Origin of the sequence: Streptomyces sp. NPDC127108, from assembly GCF_042677545.1 — a bacterium.
Taxonomy (GTDB): Bacteria; Actinomycetota; Actinomycetes; order Streptomycetales; family Streptomycetaceae; genus Streptomyces.
This window is the reverse complement of sequence record NZ_JBHXTE010000010.1, coordinates 1-18,780: the sequence shown is the minus strand read 5'-3', so window position 1 is coordinate 18,780 and position 18,780 is coordinate 1. Positions and strand designations below refer to the sequence as shown.

Here is an 18,780-nt window from a genome sequence, read left to right as displayed (position 1 = left end):
CGCCACACCTAACGTGACCCTCCGGCGGCCCGCGGCGCGGCCCCAGGCGTGGGGGGGCGCGGGTGACCCGGGCCCCCGCCCTCTCCTTCTCGGCGAAACCGGCCTGCGCAGCGTGCAGTTGGCGCGTCACGGAGCCGAGGTCGCATGAGGTCTGGCCCCATGCCCCGCCTCGGGGGGCTGCTCCAGCTGCAACTCCTTCTTGCGCTGCTCTTCCCGAATCCTCTCGATCTCTTCGGCGAATTCAGCGAAAGCCCTGTCGGGGTCCAGCCCTTTGTAGCGCCGAATTCCGAGCTTGTACGCCTGAAACTCCAGATCGATGGAGTCAGCGGTCTGCTGGAGGTTGAGGCTCCGCTCCCGGAACTTGAAGTAGGAAATGACTCCCGCCGAAATGCTCACCAGGGCACTCAGTGCGACCGCGAGCCAACTCCACACCCCTTGTTCGGCCGCCGCCGTGGTGCAGACCGACGTCAGGATGGACCCGACGATCACCGTCAACTGAAATCGATTGTGCCTGCTGCGGTAGTGCTCCGCGCTCCGCCGGTAGTCGTCCCGGACCCCTGGCACTTCCTCGCGGTACTCGGCAGCCAGACCGGCCCCGGCACCACTCAACTCGCTTGTTTCTCCCAGGTGATGACGTCGCTCGATCTCCAGCTTGCGCAGTCGCGCAGCCGTGGTCGAATACTGGTCGCTGGCCCATTTGGCCCAGGCGATCGAGATCACCGAAGCGACGACCAGGGCGAACACTCCGGTGCCGATGGCGTCACCGCGACCCCATTCGACGGAGGAAAAGTCGACGAAGAGAACCACAGCCGCGGTGATCGCCCCGTCAAGCAGTGGAACCGCGGCCAGACAAACGCGCGAAAGCCGCCGGTAGAACACGGCCTTCCGCATCTTGCTCTCCGTGTCGACGATCTTCACTTCCACATCGAGCAGATCGGTCGAAATCAACTCCACCCCCAGGTCTCGCCGCGATCACCGTCACGCCCACCCACCGGAGCACGCACAAGGGCCGGTGATCGCTGAGATCACCGGCCCTTGGCCTACTGCTGATACATCCGGCACGGATGCTGTCCGTGCCCCCGGCAGGATTCGAACCTGCGCACACGGCTCCGGAGGCCGTTGCTCTATCCCCTGAGCTACGGGGGCGTGTCGGCCGCTGTGTGGCGGCGACGGGTAGAACCCTACCAGCTTCGTGGGGGTCGGCATGAACGGGTATTTGTGCAGCGTCCGGGGGGCCTGGCGGGGCGCCCCGGACGGGTTGGGGAGGGGGTCAGGGCTTGCGGGCCACGCCTGCGTAGGCGTCGGCTGCGACTGTCGTGTCCGTGGTGGGGTCCGGGCGCCAGTGGGTGACCTGGGTCACTCCGGGGTCGGTGAGGGTGAGGCCGTCGAAGAAGCCGGTGATCTCCTCGACGCTGCGGACGTAGTAGGGGATCGCGCCGCTCTTGTTGTACGCGTCCGACGCCGCGATCATGCCCTCGCTCGTGGACGTCGAGTCGCTTATCACCAGGTAGGAGCCCGAGGGGAGTCCTGCCATCAGACGGTTCACGAGGTCGCGCGCCTCCTCGTACGAGGACACGTGGCCGAGGGTGTTCAGGATCATCAGGGCCACCGGCTGGGAGAGGTCCAGGGTCTGCCCCGCGGCCTCCAGGATGGCCTCCGGCTCGTACATGTTCGCGTCGATGTACGACGTGACGCCCTCCGGCGTGCTCGTCAGGAGCGCGCGGGCGTGGGCCAGGACCAGGGGGTCGTTGTCCACGTACACGATGCGGGACTCGGGGGCGACGCGCTGCGCCACGTCGTGGGTGTTGTCCGCCGTCGGCAGGCCCGTGCCGACGTCCAGGAACTGGCGGATCCCCTGCTCCCCCGCCAGGTGGCGGACGGCCCGGCCGAGGAAGTGGCGGCTGGTGCGGGCCACGTCGACCAGGCCCGGGAAGATCGCCTTGATCTGGTCGCCCAGCTCGCGGTCCTTCTCGTAGTTGTCCTTGCCGCCCACGAAGTAGTTCCAGAAGCGGGCCGAGTGCGGCTTGCTCGTGTCGATCCGTGCGCGTATCTCGGCGGACGATTCGAGTCTGGGGTCGGAGCCTGACACGGGGACCTCCTGCGGTGCTTGGGCCGTTCGGCCGTGCGATCAAGTCGCAACCTAGCAAGTGGGCACCAGGCAAGGGGGGCGGGAGCAGGGGTACTCATGCGGCTCCGAGTACCACGGCGGATGTCCGCCGCCCGGCCGCGCCGCGACCCTTGCGGGCATGACGAAACCTCTGCGCAACCTCAAGTGGGCAGTGATGCGGGGCCTGTTGAGCACCCTCGGGCGGTCCTCTCACGGTGTCCGGATCGGCTATCGGCACGGCTTCGACAGCGGCACCATGCTCGACTACGTGTACGTGAACCGTGCCCATGGCGTTCTCGGGTTCGGGCGTCTCGTGGATCGTGTGTATCTCAACGCCGTCGGGTGGCGCGCCATCCGCTCCCGGCGTGAGCTCCTTCAAGACGTGCTGCGGGAGCAGGTCGCCGCGCGGCCCGGCCGCGAGGTGCTCGTCCTCGACGTCGCCGCCGGGCCCGGGCGCTACCTCCAGGACCTGGCCGCCGCCCACGGACCCCGGCGGGTGCGCGTGGTGTGCCGGGACCTCGCCGTGGCCGGGCTGCGGCAGGGCGAGCGGCTCGCCCAGGAGCGCGGGATCACCAACATCTCGTACGAGACCGGGGACGCGCTCGACCCCAAGGAGCCGGACGCCGGCGCTCCGGACGTCATCGTCGTGTCCGGGCTGTACGAGCTGCTGCTCGACGACGACGTCATCCGCGCCTCCGTGGAGCGGCTGCGCGGGCTGCTCGCACCGGGCGGCACCCTCGTCTTCACCACCCAGACCCGCCATCCCCAGCTCGACTTCATCGCCAACGTCCTGCCCAACAGGGACGGGCAGTTGTGGGTGATGAAGTGCCGGGACGTCGCCGAGACGGAGGCGTGGGCCCGCGCCGCGGGGTTCGGTGAGGTGGCCAGCCGGCGGGAGGGGGTGGGGTTGTTCACGGTGACGGTCTGCGGGGCGAGTGGGGTGCGCGGGGCGGCAGGGGTGTCCGGGGGGAGTTTGCCGTAAGGGGCTCCTGGGAGTTCCTTACGCCGATGCCCGCTTCGTCGTCTTCTTCGGCGTCGTCGACTTCTTCGACGCGGTCTTCTTCGCCGTGGACTTGGTGGCGGCCGTTCCCGATGCCGACTGCTTCCCGGTGCTCTTCTTCGCGGTGCTCTTCTTCGGGGCCGCGGCCTTGGCCTTCGACGCGGTCTTGGCCGTCGACTTCTTGCCGCCCACTTGTTTGGGGGCCGTCCGGGACGACTTCCGGGCGGAGGTCGTCTTCCCCGCCGCGGAGGCCGTCTTCCCCGCCGCGGACTTCGTCGTGCGCGAGCGCAGGGAGGTCACCTCGGCCTCCTGGTCCTCCTCCGCCTCGGACTTCTCGCCGCGGGCCGTGCGGGCCGCCCGGACGCTGTTCTCCAGGGCCGCCATCAGGTCGATGACCTTGCCGCCGCCGGGCTCGGCCGCCGGGGCGGGGGTGTAGGTCCCGCCGCCCTCGACCTTCGCGGCGATCATCTCCTCCACGGCCGTGCGGTAGTCGTCGTGCAGGGAGTCGAGGTCCACCTCGCCGAGGGTGTCCATCAGGGCGTCGGCCAGGTCCAGTTCGGCGTCGCGGACCTTGACCTCGGTGTCCGGCGCGACGGAGTCGGTGGCGCGGATCTCGTCCGGCCACAGCAGGCCGTGCATCGCGATCACGTCGTCCACGACCCGCAGCATGCCGAGCCGTTCGCGGCCGCGCAGTGCGAACTTGGCGATGGCCACCTTCCGGCTGCGCTTCAGCGCCTCGCGCAGAAGCGTGTACGGCTTGGCCGCGGGTACTCCGTTGGCCGACAGGTAGTACGCCGTGTCCATCTGGAGGGGGTCGATGCGGTCGGCGGGGACGAAGGCGACGATCTCGATGGTCTTCGCGGTCGGGATCGGCAGCGCGGCGAGGTCGTCCTCCGTGATCGGGATGATCGAGCCGTCCGCGTCCTCGTACCCCTTGCCGATCTCCGCGGTCGTGACCTCGCGGTCCTCCAGCTCGCACACCTTGCGGTAGCGGATGCGGCCGCCGTCCTCCGTGTGGATCTGACGGAAGGAGATCGAGTGGTTCTCCGTGGCGTTCACGAGCTTGATCGGGATGCTGACCAGGCCGAAGGAGATGGCGCCGTTCCATATGGACCGCATGTGGAGCACCTTTCGGCAGCCGGGAGGGGAAGAGGGAGGGGGATTTTGTCCTTGTTTCGTGGGATTCTCATCGTATGACGCCCATCACCGAGGTGGAGGGGCGAAGGCTCGCGCTCAGCAATCTCGACAAGGTGCTCTACGCGGAGAGCGGCTTCACCAAAGGCGAGGTGCTGCACTACTACGCCACCGCCGCACAGGCCCTGCTCCCCCACCTGCGCGACCGGCCCGTGTCCTTCCTGCGCTTCCCGGACGGGCCCGACGGGCAGCGGTTCTTCGCCAAGAACGTGCCGCCGGGTACGCCCACCTGGGTGCGGACGGCGGAGGTGCGGCGGTCGGACGGGGTCTCGCGGCAGATCCTGGTGCAGGACCTGGCGACGCTGATGTGGGCGGCGAACCTGGTCACCGAGTTCCACACGCCGCAGTGGCGGACGGACGCGCCCGGGCTCGCCGACCGGCTCGTGCTCGACCTCGACCCCGGGCCGCCCGCGAGCGTCGTGGAGGCCTGCGAGGCGGCGCTGTGGCTGCGGGAGCGGCTGGTGGCCGACGGGTTCCCGGTGTACGTCAAGACGTCGGGCAGCAAGGGGCTGCACGTCCTCGCGCCGCTGCGGCCGACGCCCAGCGCGGACGTCACGGCGTACGCGAAGGGTCTCGCCGTGGCCGCCGAGCAGGCGCTGCCGCGTCTTGTGGTGCACCGGATGACGCGCAGCCTGCGGCCGGGCAAGGTGTTCGTCGACTTCAGTCAGAACGCCGCGGCGAAGACCACGGCGACGCCCTACACCCTGCGGGCGCGGGCGGAGCCGACCGTGTCCACGCCGGTGACCTGGGACGAGGTGGAGGCGTGCCGGGAGCGGCGGGATCCGCGGCTCCTCGTCTTCCTGGCGACCGATCTCGGGGCGCGCCTGGAGCGGTACGGGGATCTGCTGGGGCCGTTGCTCGACCCGGAGCGGGGCGGGGTGCTGCCGCCGCCGGGGTGAGCCCGGTCCGGTGCCCCGCGCCCGCCAGGGTCAGCCCCGGTCCCACGCCCCGGTCAGACCCGGTTCCACGTCCGGCGGTCGCGGGCCAGGGCGTGCAGCGCCTCGACGTCGGCCGGTTTGAGGACCCCGCCCGTGCGGGCCAGCGCCGGCAGGTCCTCTTCGAGCAGCACCCGCACCTCCCGGGGCGGCGCCGCCACCTCCACGTCCACCGCCCCCACGGGCACCAGCACCGCCCGCACTTCCGCCGTCAGCGCGAACGACGCCCGCCCGGCGTCCGCCCGCAGTTCCCGCAGCAGCGGCTCCGCCTGCCCGCGCCCCACGGCCACCATGGGGTCGGCCATCCGCACCCGCTGCCGCCGGGCCGGTAACGCCCGGACGCAGAACAGGCCGCCGGGGCCGATCAGCAGATGGTGCACGCGCCGCCCCCCGGGGAGGCCGATCGAGTGCAGGGTGTGCCAGCCGACCGCGTCCAGGCGGTCGAGGGCGTCGCCGACCGCGGTCTGCGCGGCGAGGGCCCGGTGCCGGGGGTCGGACCGGAGCCTGCGCGCGAGCGGCGGGTCGCGGTCCAGGTCGACGCGCAGGGCCTCGCCGGGCCGGTTCGGGGCGAGGTCGTCGTCCGGGTGGAGCGTGAGCCGGGCCAGCTCCGCGGGGGTGGGGACGGGTGGTGGGCCCACCGTGACGTTGCCCGTGAGGAACGGGCCGAGGGCGTCCAGGACGTCGGCCTCGCGGTCGGCGCTCAGCAGGTTCACGCGGGCGGTGTCCCTGTCGTACCAGGCCACGTTCCCGCCGTCCGGCCTGCATACGTAGAGCCGCTCCTGACCATGCCTCCAGGCCGGTACGACACGCAGTCCGCTCATGCCCCATCACCCCATGACCATGGGAGCAGCCCGGGCACCGCTCCGGCAAGAAGCTGACGGCGCTTCGTGGAAGTTGATGGCAATTCGCCCTGTGTTCGCCACCCCGGGCGGGTCCGTACGCCATGCCCCTGCCCATCCCGTAACGGCACCGCTCGCACAGCTATGGCCCCCTGTTACAAAGTCGCCGAACCGCCGCAACGGCGGACACCTAGCGTCGTCCTTGTCACTGCCCGCCGCAGAGCGCAAGGAACGTCCCGTGAGCAATCGCCGCCGCACCTCGGCCCTCCGTACCGCCGCCGTCGCCACGTTCGCCGGTGGTGCGCTGCTGCTCCCGGCCACGGCCGCCCTCGCCGCGTCCCCGTCCCCCGCCGCCCCGCACTCCCCCGCCACGACCGCTTCGACGCGGCTCACCGACGAGGCGTCCGTCACCCCCGAGGGCGGCGTCAAGGCGGGTGCCACCGGGGTGCGGGACGCCGGGGATCCCGCGTATCTGTGGGCGGGAGGCGCCATGGCGGCCGCGGGCTCGGCGGGGCTCGGCTTCGCGATGATGCGCCGCGGGCGCACGGACGCCTGACCGGCACACCCCCAAGGAGCCCCCCGTGCACACCCCCACTCCCGGCGAGGCCGAGCAGGACGCCCACCCGAGCCCCCTGACCCCTTCAAGCCACCCCCGCCCACCCCGCCGCAGCACCCCCGCCGCCCGCCGTCTCGCCGCCGCCGCTGCCGTCACCGCCGCCATCGGCGTCGGCCTCATCGCCTGTGGCCAGGGCGGCGGCTCCGGCGACCCCGCCCCCGACGTGGCCGTCAAGAACGTCACGACCACCCGGGCCAAGCAGGCGCCGCCCCCGATGGCGGAGTCCAGGCCGACGGGTCTGCGGATCCCCGCGGCGGGCGTGGACACCGAGGGGATGCTCGACCTCGGCATCGGCAAGGACGGGGCTCTGCAGGTGCCGCCGGTCGCGAAGGCGGAGCTGCCCGGCTGGTGGACGGGGAGCGTCACGCCCGGTCAGAAGGGGGCGGCGGTCGTGGTCGCGCACTACGACACGGCGAACGGACCGGCGCTCCTGCGGAACGTCGCGAAGGTGCGGGCCGGTGACCGGATCATGGTGCCGAGGGCGGACGGCTCCACGGCGACGTTCAAGGTGCGTGAGATCCAGCAGGTCGGCAAGGAAGACTTTCCAACCCATAAGGTGTACGGGGCGACCGACCGCCCGGAGCTGCGCCTGCTGACCTGCGGCGGCCCGATCAAGGACGGTCACCGGACCGACAACATCATTCTCTACGCCGACCTCGTGCGGTGAGGCCGCGTCCGGACGCTCCCGGCCCCGTGCCGAAGCCCCGCACCCGGCCCCCGCGAGCAGGAGTGCCAGTTGAACCGCAGCCGCAGGCCGAGCCGTCCGAGGCCCGCCCGCCGACGCGCGCTCGCCGCGGGCGCCCTCGCGCTCGCCGCGACCGCGCTGGCGGCGGGCTGCGGCGACCCGGGCGACCTGCGGGGCGCGGGCGCCACTCCGACGGCCGTCGGCCCCACCCGGCTCTGGCCGGACCTGCCGCCCGCGTCCTCACCGGTCGGTGACTACGGCGAGGCGGACACCGAGGAGATCGAGGGCGTCAAGGTGCCCGGCGGCGATCTGCACAAAGTGAACCCCGTCGCCATCGTCAGGGCGGAGGTGGCCGCGAACCCCGACGTCTACAGCGGGCCCGACGGGCTCTACAAGGAAACCGTCGAAGCCCTCAAGGACTGCGGCAGCGAGCCCAAGGACTGCCCGGTCCTCAAGGCGTACTACCGCGACTTCACCGGTGACGGGAAGGACGACCTCGTCGTCGGCATCCGTATGCCCGAGGAGCAGCTCGCCGTCCGCGTGTACGCGATGGAGAAAGGCCACCTCACCCAGATCATGGGCACCTCCGACGCGGTGCTCGGTGTGGAGCTCGCCGGGCGCGACCTGGTCGTGCGCGCGGTCTCCGGCATCCCCGGCTACGAGTACCGCACGGCCTGGTCCTGGGACCGGCACCAGCGCGCGATGCTGCCCACCCGCGACGAGATCCTGCGCTCCTCCGACGCGCCCCGCCCCAAGGGCGCCCGCAGCCAGGTGCCCGCGCTGACCGAGGCCGAGCCGGGCGCGGGCCCGGGCTCCGGTTCCAGCTCCGGCTCCGGCTCCGGTGAGACGTCGGGCCCGGGCGAGACCCCCGCGCCGACCGCGAGGCCGAGCGCCGACGACCGTCCGGGCGAGGGTTCGTGACCGGCCGCGACGAGGCCGGAAGCTCGCCCCACGGCGAAGCGGGTGCCGGAGCCGGAGCCGGGAGCAACGCCCGCGGGTCCCGGCCGCCGCGCCCGTCCCGCCTGCCGTTCCGGCTGCCCGCCTGGACCGCGACGCTGGCCTGGAAGGCCGCGGCGTTCATCGCCGTGATGTGCTGCGCGCTTGCGGCGCTGCTCGGTGTGCTCGTCCACGTCGCGGTGACCAACCAGACCGTCGGCCAGGCCCGCGAACGCGCCCTGACCCGGCTCGACGACGCCACCAAGCAGTACGAGGCGGGCGGGCGGCTCGGCCCGGGGGCGGGCATCGACCCGCCCGGCCTGCCGCGGCGGCTGCGTGACCTCGCGGTGGGCGGGGAGCGCGGCACGATGGTCGGCGACCACGACGATCGGCCGACCGTGTGGGCTGCGGGCCCCGCGGACGGCGGGCGGGCCATCGCCGTACAGGTCGACTACGCACAGGGCGCCCGCACCATCGACGGGCTCGACCGGGCCATCGTCGGCTCGTCGGTGCTCGCCATCGGGGCGACGCTGCTGGTCGGCGCGTTCGCGGTGACGCGTGTGACGCGGCGGCTGCACCAGACGGCCCGGGTCGCGCGCCGCATCAGCGCGGGCGACCTGGACGCGCGCGTCAACGACCCCCGCACCCACGACGAAGGGCGGCACCAGGACGAGGTGGCCACCGTCTCCGGCGCCCTGGACACGATGGCCTCGTCGCTCCAGGGCAAGCTCCTGAGCGAGCAGCGGTTCACCGCCGACGTCGCGCACGAGCTGCGCACCCCGCTCACCGGGCTGCACGCCGCCGCCGAGCTGCTGCCGCCGGGCCGTCCCACCGAGCTGGTCCGGGACCGGGTGGCGACGCTGCGCACGCTCACCGAGGACCTCCTGGAGATCTCCCGCCTCGACTCGCGCAACGAGCGCGTCGAGCTCGACGCGGTCCTCCTCGCTCCCCTGGCCGAACGCGTCGTGCGGGCTTCCGGGGCCGAGGTCGAGGTGCGCGTCGTGCGGGACATCGTGGCGGAGACCGACGGGCGGCGCCTGGAGCGGGTGCTCGGGAACCTGGTCGGGAACGCCCTCAAGCACGGGGCTCCGCCGGTGTCCTTGACCGTCGACGGGCCCGTGATCACCGTGCGGGATCACGGGCCCGGGTTTCCCGGCTACCTCATCGAGCACGGGCCGCAGCGGTTCCGTACGGAGGGGACGACCAAGGGGCACGGGCTCGGGCTCACGATTGCGCTGGGGCAGGCGGAGGTGCTGGGAGCCCAGCTCAGGTTCTCCAACGCGGGTGAAGCCGGTGGGGCGGTGGCCGTGCTCACCCTTCCGCATGTCGCCTCGCCTCAATCTCCCCCAAGCTCTTAAAGAGCAGGGGGACCCCCACGACGGGCTTGAATTTCACCGTCTGCGGTCGTTTGCGTGCTCCTCGTGTCGCTCATAGCGTGACATCACGGCCTTTGTACCGGTCGCGATGTCACCCTTCCGCTCTCCGAGGAGGCCTCATGGCCCGTCGCACCCGCCCCTCCGTCACCACCCGCCTCTCCATACTCGTGGCCGGTGGCGCCCTCGCCACCGCGACCGTGCTCACCGCCGCGCCCGGCGCCGCCGCCGAGGACGCGAACAACAATCCGCCGGTCTACAAGGGCCGGGTCACCGCCAAGTCCGGGCTGCTCCTGCGGGACGCCCCGACGCGGGGCAGCAAGGTCATCCGGAGCGAGCCGTACGGCAAGGTCGTGCACATCTTCTGCAAGGCGCGCGGCGAGTACGTGCACCACAACGACCGCTGGTACCTGCTCACCGACGGCACCTGGGCCTGGGGCGCCGCGCACTACATCGCCAACATCGGGCCCGCGCCGCGCTGGTGCTGACCAGGACACCGGCGACATAACCGGACATTAGGCCCGCAGCTTGCTACGTTCCGGGCATGACCGGAACAGCGGCGGAGCCCGCCACCGTCGCCGCTGTGCGCGTCCCCCGGCGCCGCGGCACCGAGCTGGCTCTGATCGTCGTGGCCGTGCTGCTCTCGGTGTACGGCTACTGCGCCGTGGGCCTCGCCCGGGACGGCTCCGTCCCGCCCGGCGCCGCCGGTTACGGCGCCGGGCTCGGGGTGCTCGCGCTCCTCGCCCACGGGGCGGTGCGGCTGCGGGCCCCGTACGCCGATCCGCTCCTGCTGCCGATCGCGGTGCTGCTCAACGGCCTCGGTCTGGTGCTCATCTACCGGCTCGACCTGGAGACGCCCGGCGACCGGGCGGCACCCACGCAGCTCGTCTGGTCGACGATCGGCGTCGGCCTGTTCATCGCCGCCGTGCTGTTCCTGCGCGACCACCGCGTGCTCAAGGGCTACGCGTATCTGTCCGTGGTCACCGCGCTCGTCCTCATGATCGTGCCGATCTTCTTCCCCGCGGTGAACGGCGCCCGCATCTGGATCCGGGTCGGCGGATTCTCCATCCAGCCCGGCGAGTTCGCGAAGATCCTGCTCGCGGTGTTCTTCGCCAGCTACCTCGCGGCCAACCGCACCGCCCTGGCGTACGCGGGCCGCACCGTGTGGAGGTTCAAGCGGCTGCAACTGCCCACCGGGCGGGTGCTCGGGCCGATCCTGGCGATCTGGCTCCTGAGCGTCGGCGTGCTCGTCCTGGAGCGCGACCTCGGCACGTCGCTGCTGTTCTTCGGGCTCTTCGTGATCCTCCTTTACGTCGCCACCGGGCGCACCGGCTGGATCGCCGTCGGCCTGCTGCTCGCGGCGGTCGGGGCGTTCGCGGTGGGCTCGTTGGAGCCGCACGTGCACGGCAGGGTCGAGGACTGGCTGCATCCGTTCGCGTCGATCGAGGCGGGCGAGGGGCCGAACCAGCTCGCCCAGTCGCTCTTCGCGTTCGCGGCCGGGGGGCTGCTCGGCAGCGGCCTCGGGCTCGGGCACTCCATCCTCATCGGCTTCGCCGCGAAGTCGGACTTCATCCTGGCGACGGCCGGGGAGGAGCTGGGTCTGACCGGGCTCGCGGCGATCTTCCTGCTGTACGCCCTGCTCGTGGAGCGCGGCTTCCGGGCGGGGCTCGCGCTGCGTGACCCGTTCGGGCGGCTGCTCGCGATCGGGCTCGCGTCGATCGTGGCGCTCCAGGTGTTCGTGATCGCGGGCGGGGTGACGGGGCTGATCCCGCTGACCGGGATGGCGATGCCGTTCCTGGCGCAGGGCGGCTCGTCGGTCGTCACCAACTGGATCATCGTGGCGCTGCTCATCCGGATCAGCGACTCCGCACGCGCCCAGCCCGTGCCGCTGCCCGAACCCGGGTCCGAGTCCGAGGAGGTCCGGGCGTGACCCGCCACATCCGCCACGCCGCCGCGTTCTGCGCGCTGCTGCTCGTGGCCCTGCTCGTGAACGCGACCCGGGTGCAGGTCGTCGACTCCGGGACGTACGACGACAACCCCGCCAACCGCCGCGCCGCCATCATCCGCTTCGACCAGCCGCGCGGCGACATCCTGGTGGACGGCGAGCCCGTGACGGGCTCCAAGGACACCGGCGAGCAGCTCCGCCACGAACGGACGTACCGCAACGGCCCGTTGTACGCCCCGGTGACCGGCTTCGCCTCGCAGGTGTACGGCACCACGTTCCTGGAGCACGCCGAGGACGACATCCTCTCCGGCACCGACCCCATGCTCGCCCCGCTGCCCCTGTGGAACGACATCACCCGCGCCCAGAACCCGGGCGGCGAGGTCGTCACCACCATCCGGGCGGCCGTGCAGCGCGCGGCGTACGCCGGGCTCGGCGGCAAGAAGGGCGCCGTGGCCGCCCTCGACCCGGCCACCGGCGCGGTCCTCGCCCTGGTGTCCACGCCGTCGTACGACCCCGAACGCCTCGCGGGCACGGGCAGCGCCGTGACCGGTGCCTGGGCCGGGCTCAACGCCGACCCGGACAAGCCGATGCTCAACCGGGCGCTGAGCCGGACCTATCCGCCCGGCTCGACGTTCAAGGTGGTGACAGCGGCCGCCGCGCTCGACGCGGGCGAGATCACCGACCTGGACGCGGACACCAGGTCCCCCGATCCGTACACCCTGCCGGGGACCACGACCCGGCTCGCCAACGAGGTCGAGGGGTGCGCGAACGCCAGCCTGCGGTACGCCTTCCAGTGGTCCTGCAACACCGTCTTCGCCAAGCTCGGCGTCGACACCGGCCAGGACGCCATGGCGGGCACGGCGAAGAAGTTCGGCTTCGACACCTCGGGCCTGCGGATCCCCTCGCCGGTCGCCACCAGCACGTTCGACACCGCCATGGACGACGCGCAGCTCGCCCTGTCCGCCATCGGACAGTACGACACGCGCGCCACGCCCCTGCAGATGGCGATGGTCTCGGCGGCGGTGGCGGGCGGCGGCTCGGTCAAAGCGCCGTACCTGGTGGACCGGACGACGACCGACGACGGCGACACCGTGGCGTCGACCGGCACCCGCACGCTGCGGCAGGCGATGAACCCGGGCACCGCCGTGCGGTTGCGCGAGCTGATGACGGACGTCGTCGAGAAGGGCACGGGCCGCAACGCCGCGATCGAGGGCGTGACCGTCGGCGGCAAGACGGGCACGGCCCAGCACGGCATCGGCAACGCGGGCACCCCGTACGCCTGGTTCATCGCCTGGGCGCAGCAGCCGGGCGACGCGGAGCCGTCGGTGGCGGTCGCGGTCGTCGTCGAGGACGCGTCCGCCGACCGCTCGGACATCAGCGGGGGCGGGAGCGCGGCGCCGATCGCGAAGGCGGTGATGGAGGCGGCGCTGCGGTGAGGAGTACGGTGCCGACACCGCCGTCCAACTAGGACCGTTCCTGGCCCAATTGGCGTCTAGCGTGGCCGCATGACCGAAACCCAGGAGCTCCTGAACGCCCTGCGCGAGCAGCGCCACACCCTCCTCATCGCCATGCGAGGCCTCTCCGACGAGCAGGCCGCCGCTCGGTCCACCGTCAGCGAGCTGACGCTCGGCGGCATCCTGAACCACCTCACGCACGGCGAGCGCAACTGGACGCACGTTCTGAGCAGCGGGACCGGCGAGGCACCGCCCTCGATGTTCGACGTGGAGCAGTACAAGATGCCGCAGGGCGCGAGCGTGCCCGCCCTCGTGGCCGCGTACGAGGCGGCGGCGCGGGCGACCGACGAGGCGGTGGAGCGTGCCGGGCTCGACCGCGTCGTGCCGCTGCCGGAGGCGCCGTGGGAGCCCGGAGTCGTACCGCGCTGGTCCGTGCGCCGGATCGTGCTGCACCTGCTGCGCGAGACGGCGCAGCACTCCGGGCACGCGGACATCGTGCGCGAGGCGCTGGACGGGGCGAACACCACGGCGCAGCTCGGCACCTAGGCGTCGGCCCGGCCGGCGGCGATCGCCTCGGTCACCTCCGCGACGCGCTCCCCCTCCTCCGCGGCAAAGCGCTCAGCGTCCAGCTTCTCCGCGATCTCCTCGTCCTGGGCCATCAGCTGGTCCAGGTTGGAGTCGCCCATCTCGAACACGCCCATGTCGACGTACGCCTGCTGGAGCCGTTTGCCCCACAGGCCGATGTCCTTGACGCACGGCACGATGCGGCTGAACAGCAACTGCCGGAAGAGCTGGAGGTATTCGGAGCGTTCGCTGCACTCCTCGGCGTCCTTCAGCGGGATGCCGAAGTTCTCCAGGACCTCGACGCCCCGCAGCCGGTCGCGCATCAGGTAGCAGCCCTCGATGACGAACTCCTCGCGTTCGCGCAGTTCGGCGTCGGTGAGCTGCTTGTAGTAGTCGCGCAGCGCCATCCGCCCGAAGGCCACGTGCCGGGCCTCGTCCTGCATGACGTAGGCGAGGATCTGCTTGGGCAGCGGCTTGTCGGTGGTGTCGCGGATCATGCCGAAGGCGGCCAGGGCGAGGCCCTCGATCAACACCTGCATGCCCAGGTAGGGCATGTCCCAGCGGGAGTCGCGCAGCGTGTCGCCGAGCAGCGCCTGGAGGTTGTCGTTGATCGGGTAGAGCATGCCGATCTTCTCGTGCAGGAAGCGGCTGTAGATCTCGGCGTGCCGGGCCTCGTCCATGGTCTGGGTGGCGGAGTAGAACTTCGCGTCGAGGTCGGGGACGGACTCCACGATGCGGGCCGCGCACACCATCGCGCCCTGCTCGCCGTGCAGGAACTGGCTGAACTGCCAGGAGGCGTAGTGCTTGCGCAGTTCACCGCGCTCGGCGGGGGACATCCGGTCCCAGTACCGGGTGCCGTGGATCGACATGGCCTCGTCGGGGGTGCCGAGCGGGTCGAGCGGGTCGACTTCGAGGTCCCAGGCGATGCGCTTGGCGCCGTCCCACTGCTTGTCCTTGCCCTTTTGGTAGAGGTTCAGGAGGCGTTCGCGACCTTCGCCGTACTCCCAGCTGAAGCGGGCGGCTCCGGTGGCGGGCACCTGCCAGGTGAGGTCCTGGTGGCCTGAGGTGTACAGATCGCGTGTGGACACGGACGGCTCCTCGCGGGTCTCGGCGGCCCCCGTTGCCGCGCAACCGCCGCACAGGGGTGGCTCCTTGAGCAGGCTCACACGGTGGTAGACGCGGGGTCAACAAGTCGTGCGCAAGGGATTGACGGTCTTGCTGACAAGCAGTCTCATAAGACGTGACCCCCGGTAACCCGCTTGCGAGAGCACACGAGGAGCAGGAGATCTCATGACGACCGTGACCGAGGACAGCGAACTCGCGGGTCTGCGGGACGCGCTCGGCCTGCTCAAGGACCGCGAGCAGGTGGCCCAGCGACTGCTCGAGTCCTCCGCCAAGCACTCCTTCGACCCCGACAAGGAGCTCGACTGGGACGCGCCCACCGAGGACGGCAAGTGGTTCTGGCCGCCGGAGCTGGTGTCGCTCTACGACACCCCGCTGTGGCGTCGGATGTCCGAGGAACAGCGCATGGACCTGGCCCGGCACGAGGCGGCCTCGCTCGCCTCCCTCGGCATCTGGTTCGAGATCATCCTCATGCAGCTGCTCGTGCGGCACATCTACGACAAGTCCGTGACCAGCGCCCATGTGCGGTACGCCCTCACGGAGATCGCCGACGAGTGCCGCCACTCGATGATGTTCGCCCGCATGATCGAGAAGGGCGGGGCGCCGACGTACCCCGTCACGAAGCTCAACCACAATCTGGCCCGCGTCCTCAAGACCGTCTCCACCACGCCCGGTTCCTTCGCCTGCACCCTGCTCGGCGAGGAGATCCTGGACTGGATGCAGCGCCTGACGTTCCCCGACGAGCGCGTGCAGACCATCGTGCGCGGCGTCACCCGCATCCACGTCGTGGAGGAGGCCCGGCACGTCCGGTACGCCCGCGAGGAGCTGCGCCGCCAGATGGTGACCGCGCCGCGCTGGGAACGCGAGCTGACCCGGATCAGCAGCGGCGAGGCGGCCCGCGTCTTCTCCATCGCCTTCGTCAACCCGCAGGTGTACACGAACGTCGGCCTCGACCGCCGCGAGGCCGTCGCCCAGGTCAAGGCGAGCGGCCACCGGCGCGAGGTCATGCAGTCCGGCGCGAAGCGGCTCACGGACTTCCTGGACGACATCGGCGTGCTGCGCGGGGCGGGCAGGCGGCTGTGGAAGTCCTCGGGCCTGCTCGCCTAGCCCGCCGCGCGCGCCCGCCCGCTCCGGGCCACCCCGGCTGCGGGGCGCACCCGCCCCCGACTCTTCGTACGAAAACACGGTTACGCTGCGGGACATGACCCAAGCCGTCGGCCCCACCCGCGCGTACCGGCGCCTCAGCGTCGAGGAGCGCAAGAGCCAGCTCCTCGACGCCGCCCTCAACCTCTTCGCGCACCGCGCGCCCGAAGAGGTCTCCCTCGACGACGTCGCCGAGGCCGCCGGGGTGTCGCGGCCCCTGGTCTACCGCTACTTCCCCGGCGGCAAGCAGCAGTTGTACGAAGCGGCGCTGCGCACGGCCGCCGACGAGCTGGAACAGTGCTTCGCCGAACCGCAGGACGGCCCGCTCACCCAGCGCCTCGGCCGAGCCCTCGACCGGTACCTCGCCTTCGTCGACGAGCACGACACCGGCTTCAGCGCGCTGCTCCAGGGCGGCAGCGTCATCGAGACCTCCCGCACCACCGCCATCGTCGACGGCGTCCGCCGCGCGGCGGCCGAGCACATCCTCGCCCACATGGAACTCCCCGAGCCGCCAGGACCCCGGCTCCGCATGACCGTCCGGATGTGGATCACCGCCGTCGAGGCCGCCTCCCTCATCTGGCTCGACGAGGACAAGCAGCCACCCCTGGACGAGCTGCGCGAGTGGCTGGTCGAGCAGTTCGTCGCCCACATCACGGCCACGGCCGGCCGCGACCCGCAGACCGCCGCGATGGTCCGGAGCGCCCTGGCCCTGGAGACGCGGGACGGCCCGGCGGGCGAGCTGGTGCGCCGGGTCCTTCCGGTGGTGGCGGAGGCGGGCCACCTGCTCTAGGAGCCGTGGGGCCGCGCCGTCGGGCCGCCGGGGAGACACTGGTGCCGTGAAGAGTGAAGAGACCCCCTTCGTGGGCGGCCCCCTGGACGGCCGCGCCCTGCCCGTCCTCCTCGGCCCGACCGGCCACCCCCCGAAGGTCTACCGCGTCCCCGTCCCCGACGACGCGGGCGGCGCCCCCACGATCCTCGTCTACCGCCGCGTCCCCGCAGGCCCCGCCCGCCGCTTCGGCCTCCACCCGGGCTGGAAGTACGAGTACGACGCCGGGGGCGACGGGGGCGGGGGCGGCTTCCGGGACCTGAAGTGGCCGTGGTCGAAGCCGGGTCCTGGGCGGACGGCCGGGACGGACGGGGCGGACGCGGGCGGGGCGGATGCGGGCGGGGCGGATGCGGGCGGGGCGCCCGAGACGGGACCTGGGGGCGGTCGCGGGGCTGGGGCGTGATCTTCAGCTTCTGTGGCGGTCGAGGAGCGGGGATCCGGGGTGCATTTTCAGCCCCTCCCGCGATTGAGGAGCAGGGATCCAGGGGCGCGTTTTCAGCCCCTCCGGCGTTTGAGGAGCGGGGTCTGGGGCGGAGCCCCCCACGCGGCGGAGCCGCACATTGTCACAGCCGGGAAGGGGCGGGATTGGGGAGGCCCCGCCAGGGCCCCCCGTCCCGAAAACGCCACGCGCAACCCGCCGCGCCGCAAACCCCTGGACGAGTGACCCCATTGCGCCGACCGCTCACCGCCGACGCGCGCCCCACCCCACCCCCACCCATGCTCACGGTGCACGGGCGGACCCCCCGCCCCCCACCGGGAGGTGATGACATGTCAGGAAGGCTGCTGCGCTGGGCGTGCACCGGATCCGCACTCTCCGCGCTGCTCACCGCCGCCCCCCTGGCCCCCCACGCCGCACCCGCACACGCGGCACCCGGCCCCGGCAAGCGCCCCGTCGCCGAGCTCCTGACGGACCTTCAGCGCCTGTACCGCAAGGCCGAGGAGTCCACCGAGACGTACAACGCGACCGAGGAGAAGCTGACCGACCAGCGCCGCCAGGTCACCGGCCTCAACCGCAGCCTCGCGAAGGCCCGCGCCGCCGCCCACGACGGCAGGGGCGCGGCCGGCCGCCTCGCCCGCCAGCAGTACCAGCACGGCACCATCGAGATCTCCTCCTACGTACGCCTCCTCCTCGCCCGCGATCCACAGGGCGCCCTCGACCAGCGCCACCTCCTGCGCCGCGCCGCCGCCGAACGGGCCGGCGCCGTCACCCGGCTCGTCGACGGCGAGAAGAAGGCCGACGGGCTCGCCCGCGCGGCCCGTCGCGCCCTCGCCACCCAGGAGTCCCTCGCCCAGCGGCAGCGGACCGCCCGGGACGCCGTGCGGACCCGCCTCAAGGAGGTCGAGGAGCTGCTCGCCTCGCTCACCGCCGAGGAGTTGGCCGCGCTGGGGCGGGCCGAGGAGGACGGGGCCGCGCGGGCGCAGCGGCGGCTCGTCGCCTCCGGGGCGCTCGGGGCTCCCGCCGGGGCCGGGCGGGCGCCTTCCGCCCGGGGGGAGCGGGCCCTGCGGTACGCCGTCGCGCAGATCGGGAAGCCGTACGAGTGGGGGGCGGAGGGGCCTGCCGCCTTCGACTGTTCCGGGCTCACCCAGCGGGCCTGGGGGGTCGCCGGGCGCGGGATTCCCCGGACCAGTCAGCAGCAGTGGGCCCGGCTGCCCCGGGTTCCCCTCCGCGACCTGCGGCCCGGCGACCTCGTCGTCTACTTCCGCCGCGCCACGCACGTCGCCCTCTACCTCGGACGCGGCCAGGTCGTCCACGCCCCCCGGCCCGGGGCCCGCGTCAAGGTGTCCCCCCTCGCCGCGAACCCCGTCCTCGGCGCGGTCCGCCCCGATCCCCGGGCCACGCCCGTCTCCGACTACCGCCCGCCCCGGCTGCCCGCGGGGGCGACGAAGGGGGCGGACCGGGGGTGGGCGGGCTGACCTTCGCGGGGCGCCCCAGTCCCGCCCCTTCACCGAAACTGGGGCTCCGCCCCAGACCCCGCTCCTCAAACGCCGGAGGGGCTGAAATACAGCCGCACACTCTCTAGCCCGTCCGGCGATTGAGGAC

19 protein-coding genes and 1 tRNA gene are annotated in these 18,780 nt (G+C 72.3%); 14 read left to right on the top strand and 6 right to left on the bottom strand.

Features of this window, described 5'->3' with window-relative positions; genetic code table 11:
* Positions 1 to 126: 126 nt before the first annotated feature.
* The 3 genes from ACFVHO_RS10500 to ACFVHO_RS10490 all read right to left on the bottom strand — a co-directional run bounded on the left by ACFVHO_RS10500 (position 127) and on the right by ACFVHO_RS10490 (position 2,089).
* The gene (locus ACFVHO_RS10500) at positions 127 to 954 is read right to left on the bottom strand and encodes a DUF4231 domain-containing protein (protein WP_385712161.1); all 828 of its coding nucleotides are present in this window, start codon (positions 952 to 954) and stop codon (positions 127 to 129) included.
* A gap of 120 nt (positions 955 to 1,074) precedes the next feature.
* Positions 1,075 to 1,146 (bottom strand) — tRNA-Arg (locus ACFVHO_RS10495).
* A 124-nt stretch (positions 1,147 to 1,270) separates the two neighbouring features.
* Entirely contained in the window at positions 1,271 to 2,089 is an 819-nt protein-coding gene (locus ACFVHO_RS10490; protein WP_385712159.1) for an SAM-dependent methyltransferase, read from the bottom strand.
* A gap of 157 nt (positions 2,090 to 2,246) precedes the next feature.
* Between ACFVHO_RS10490 and ACFVHO_RS10485 the strand changes: the two genes are divergently transcribed.
* A complete protein-coding gene (locus ACFVHO_RS10485) occupies positions 2,247 to 3,089 on the top strand; it encodes a class I SAM-dependent methyltransferase family protein (RefSeq protein ID WP_385712157.1) in 843 nt (280 codons plus the stop codon).
* 18 nt (positions 3,090 to 3,107) lie between these two features.
* Here the strand turns inward: ACFVHO_RS10485 and ACFVHO_RS10480 are convergent, their stop codons facing one another.
* Positions 3,108 to 4,226, bottom strand: a complete 1,119-nt coding sequence (locus ACFVHO_RS10480; RefSeq protein WP_385712155.1) for a Ku protein — start codon at positions 4,224 to 4,226, stop codon at positions 3,108 to 3,110.
* A gap of 74 nt (positions 4,227 to 4,300) precedes the next feature.
* On the opposite strand from ACFVHO_RS10480, the gene ligD reads away from it, so the two are divergent.
* Positions 4,301 to 5,200, top strand: coding sequence for a non-homologous end-joining DNA ligase (gene ligD, locus ACFVHO_RS10475; RefSeq protein WP_385712153.1), 900 nt, complete (start codon positions 4,301 to 4,303; stop codon positions 5,198 to 5,200).
* A gap of 53 nt (positions 5,201 to 5,253) precedes the next feature.
* On the opposite strand, the gene ACFVHO_RS10470 is transcribed toward ligD, so the two are convergent.
* Positions 5,254 to 6,057 carry an NERD domain-containing protein gene (locus ACFVHO_RS10470; RefSeq protein ID WP_385712151.1) on the bottom strand — a complete coding sequence of 268 codons (804 nt, stop codon included), beginning with the start codon at positions 6,055 to 6,057 and terminating at the stop codon, positions 5,254 to 5,256.
* 256 nt (positions 6,058 to 6,313) lie between these two features.
* Here ACFVHO_RS10470 and ACFVHO_RS10465 point away from each other — a divergent pair, with 256 nt between their 5' ends.
* The 8 genes from ACFVHO_RS10465 to ACFVHO_RS10430 all read left to right on the top strand — a co-directional run bounded on the left by ACFVHO_RS10465 (position 6,314) and on the right by ACFVHO_RS10430 (position 13,630).
* Positions 6,314 to 6,631, top strand: coding sequence for a hypothetical protein (locus ACFVHO_RS10465; RefSeq protein ID WP_385712150.1), 318 nt, complete (start codon positions 6,314 to 6,316; stop codon positions 6,629 to 6,631).
* A gap of 76 nt (positions 6,632 to 6,707) precedes the next feature.
* Positions 6,708 to 7,358: a class F sortase gene (locus ACFVHO_RS10460; RefSeq protein WP_385712424.1), complete on the top strand. Its 651-nt coding sequence runs from the start codon at positions 6,708 to 6,710 to the stop codon at positions 7,356 to 7,358.
* 69 nt (positions 7,359 to 7,427) lie between these two features.
* Positions 7,428 to 8,297, top strand: coding sequence for a hypothetical protein (locus ACFVHO_RS10455; RefSeq protein WP_385712148.1), 870 nt, complete (start codon positions 7,428 to 7,430; stop codon positions 8,295 to 8,297).
* 101 nt (positions 8,298 to 8,398) lie between these two features.
* Positions 8,399 to 9,670 carry an ATP-binding protein gene (locus tag ACFVHO_RS10450; protein ID WP_385712422.1) on the top strand — a complete coding sequence of 424 codons (1,272 nt, stop codon included), beginning with the start codon at positions 8,399 to 8,401 and terminating at the stop codon, positions 9,668 to 9,670.
* Positions 9,671 to 9,807: 137 nt separating this feature from the next.
* The gene (locus tag ACFVHO_RS10445) at positions 9,808 to 10,173 is read left to right on the top strand and encodes an SH3 domain-containing protein (RefSeq protein WP_385712146.1); all 366 of its coding nucleotides are present in this window, start codon (positions 9,808 to 9,810) and stop codon (positions 10,171 to 10,173) included.
* A 56-nt stretch (positions 10,174 to 10,229) separates the two neighbouring features.
* Positions 10,230 to 11,615, top strand: coding sequence for an FtsW/RodA/SpoVE family cell cycle protein (locus ACFVHO_RS10440; protein ID WP_385712144.1), 1,386 nt, complete (start codon positions 10,230 to 10,232; stop codon positions 11,613 to 11,615).
* Entirely contained in the window at positions 11,612 to 13,066 is a 1,455-nt protein-coding gene (locus ACFVHO_RS10435; RefSeq protein WP_385712142.1) for a penicillin-binding transpeptidase domain-containing protein, read from the top strand. Before ACFVHO_RS10440 ends, ACFVHO_RS10435 begins: the two co-directional genes overlap by 4 nt.
* 69 nt (positions 13,067 to 13,135) lie before the next feature.
* Positions 13,136 to 13,630 (top strand): DinB family protein, encoded by a 495-nt coding sequence (locus ACFVHO_RS10430; protein ID WP_385712140.1) that lies wholly within the window; start codon positions 13,136 to 13,138, stop codon positions 13,628 to 13,630.
* Here the strand turns inward: ACFVHO_RS10430 and ACFVHO_RS10425 are convergent.
* The gene (locus tag ACFVHO_RS10425; RefSeq protein WP_385712138.1) at positions 13,627 to 14,736 is read right to left on the bottom strand and encodes a ferritin-like domain-containing protein; all 1,110 of its coding nucleotides are present in this window, start codon (positions 14,734 to 14,736) and stop codon (positions 13,627 to 13,629) included. The genes ACFVHO_RS10430 and ACFVHO_RS10425 overlap by 4 nt on opposite strands.
* A gap of 202 nt (positions 14,737 to 14,938) precedes the next feature.
* Between ACFVHO_RS10425 and ACFVHO_RS10420 the strand changes: the two genes are divergently transcribed.
* The 4 genes from ACFVHO_RS10420 (at position 14,939) to ACFVHO_RS10405 (ending at position 18,653) form a co-directional block, all read left to right on the top strand.
* Positions 14,939 to 15,877, top strand: coding sequence for a diiron oxygenase (locus ACFVHO_RS10420; protein WP_385712137.1), 939 nt, complete (start codon positions 14,939 to 14,941; stop codon positions 15,875 to 15,877).
* 94 nt (positions 15,878 to 15,971) lie between these two features.
* A complete protein-coding gene (locus tag ACFVHO_RS10415) occupies positions 15,972 to 16,703 on the top strand; it encodes a TetR/AcrR family transcriptional regulator (protein ID WP_385712135.1) in 732 nt (243 codons plus the stop codon).
* A gap of 46 nt (positions 16,704 to 16,749) precedes the next feature.
* Positions 16,750 to 17,142 (top strand): hypothetical protein, encoded by a 393-nt coding sequence (locus tag ACFVHO_RS10410; protein WP_385712133.1) that lies wholly within the window; start codon positions 16,750 to 16,752, stop codon positions 17,140 to 17,142.
* A gap of 365 nt (positions 17,143 to 17,507) precedes the next feature.
* Entirely contained in the window at positions 17,508 to 18,653 is a 1,146-nt protein-coding gene (locus ACFVHO_RS10405; RefSeq protein ID WP_385712131.1) for an NlpC/P60 family protein, read from the top strand.
* The last annotated feature ends 127 nt before the right edge of the window (positions 18,654 to 18,780 follow it).

What these genes read in the sequence shown, in the direction of transcription:
- ACFVHO_RS10485 (WP_385712157.1), top strand. Translation starts at nt 2,247, where the DNA reads ATGACGAAACCTCTGCGCAACCTCAAGTGGGCAGTGATGCGGGGCCTG.
- ACFVHO_RS10480 (WP_385712155.1), bottom strand. Translation starts at nt 4,226, where the DNA reads ATGCGGTCCATATGGAACGGCGCCATCTCCTTCGGCCTGGTCAGCATC.
- ligD (WP_385712153.1), top strand. Translation starts at nt 4,301, where the DNA reads ATGACGCCCATCACCGAGGTGGAGGGGCGAAGGCTCGCGCTCAGCAAT.
- ACFVHO_RS10470 (WP_385712151.1), bottom strand. Translation starts at nt 6,057, where the DNA reads ATGAGCGGACTGCGTGTCGTACCGGCCTGGAGGCATGGTCAGGAGCGG.
- ACFVHO_RS10445 (WP_385712146.1), top strand. Translation starts at nt 9,808, where the DNA reads ATGGCCCGTCGCACCCGCCCCTCCGTCACCACCCGCCTCTCCATACTC.
- ACFVHO_RS10440 (WP_385712144.1), top strand. Translation starts at nt 10,230, where the DNA reads ATGACCGGAACAGCGGCGGAGCCCGCCACCGTCGCCGCTGTGCGCGTC.
- ACFVHO_RS10430 (WP_385712140.1), top strand. Translation starts at nt 13,136, where the DNA reads ATGACCGAAACCCAGGAGCTCCTGAACGCCCTGCGCGAGCAGCGCCAC.
- ACFVHO_RS10420 (WP_385712137.1), top strand. Translation starts at nt 14,939, where the DNA reads ATGACGACCGTGACCGAGGACAGCGAACTCGCGGGTCTGCGGGACGCG.
- ACFVHO_RS10415 (WP_385712135.1), top strand. Translation starts at nt 15,972, where the DNA reads ATGACCCAAGCCGTCGGCCCCACCCGCGCGTACCGGCGCCTCAGCGTC.
- ACFVHO_RS10405 (WP_385712131.1), top strand. Translation starts at nt 17,508, where the DNA reads ATGTCAGGAAGGCTGCTGCGCTGGGCGTGCACCGGATCCGCACTCTCC.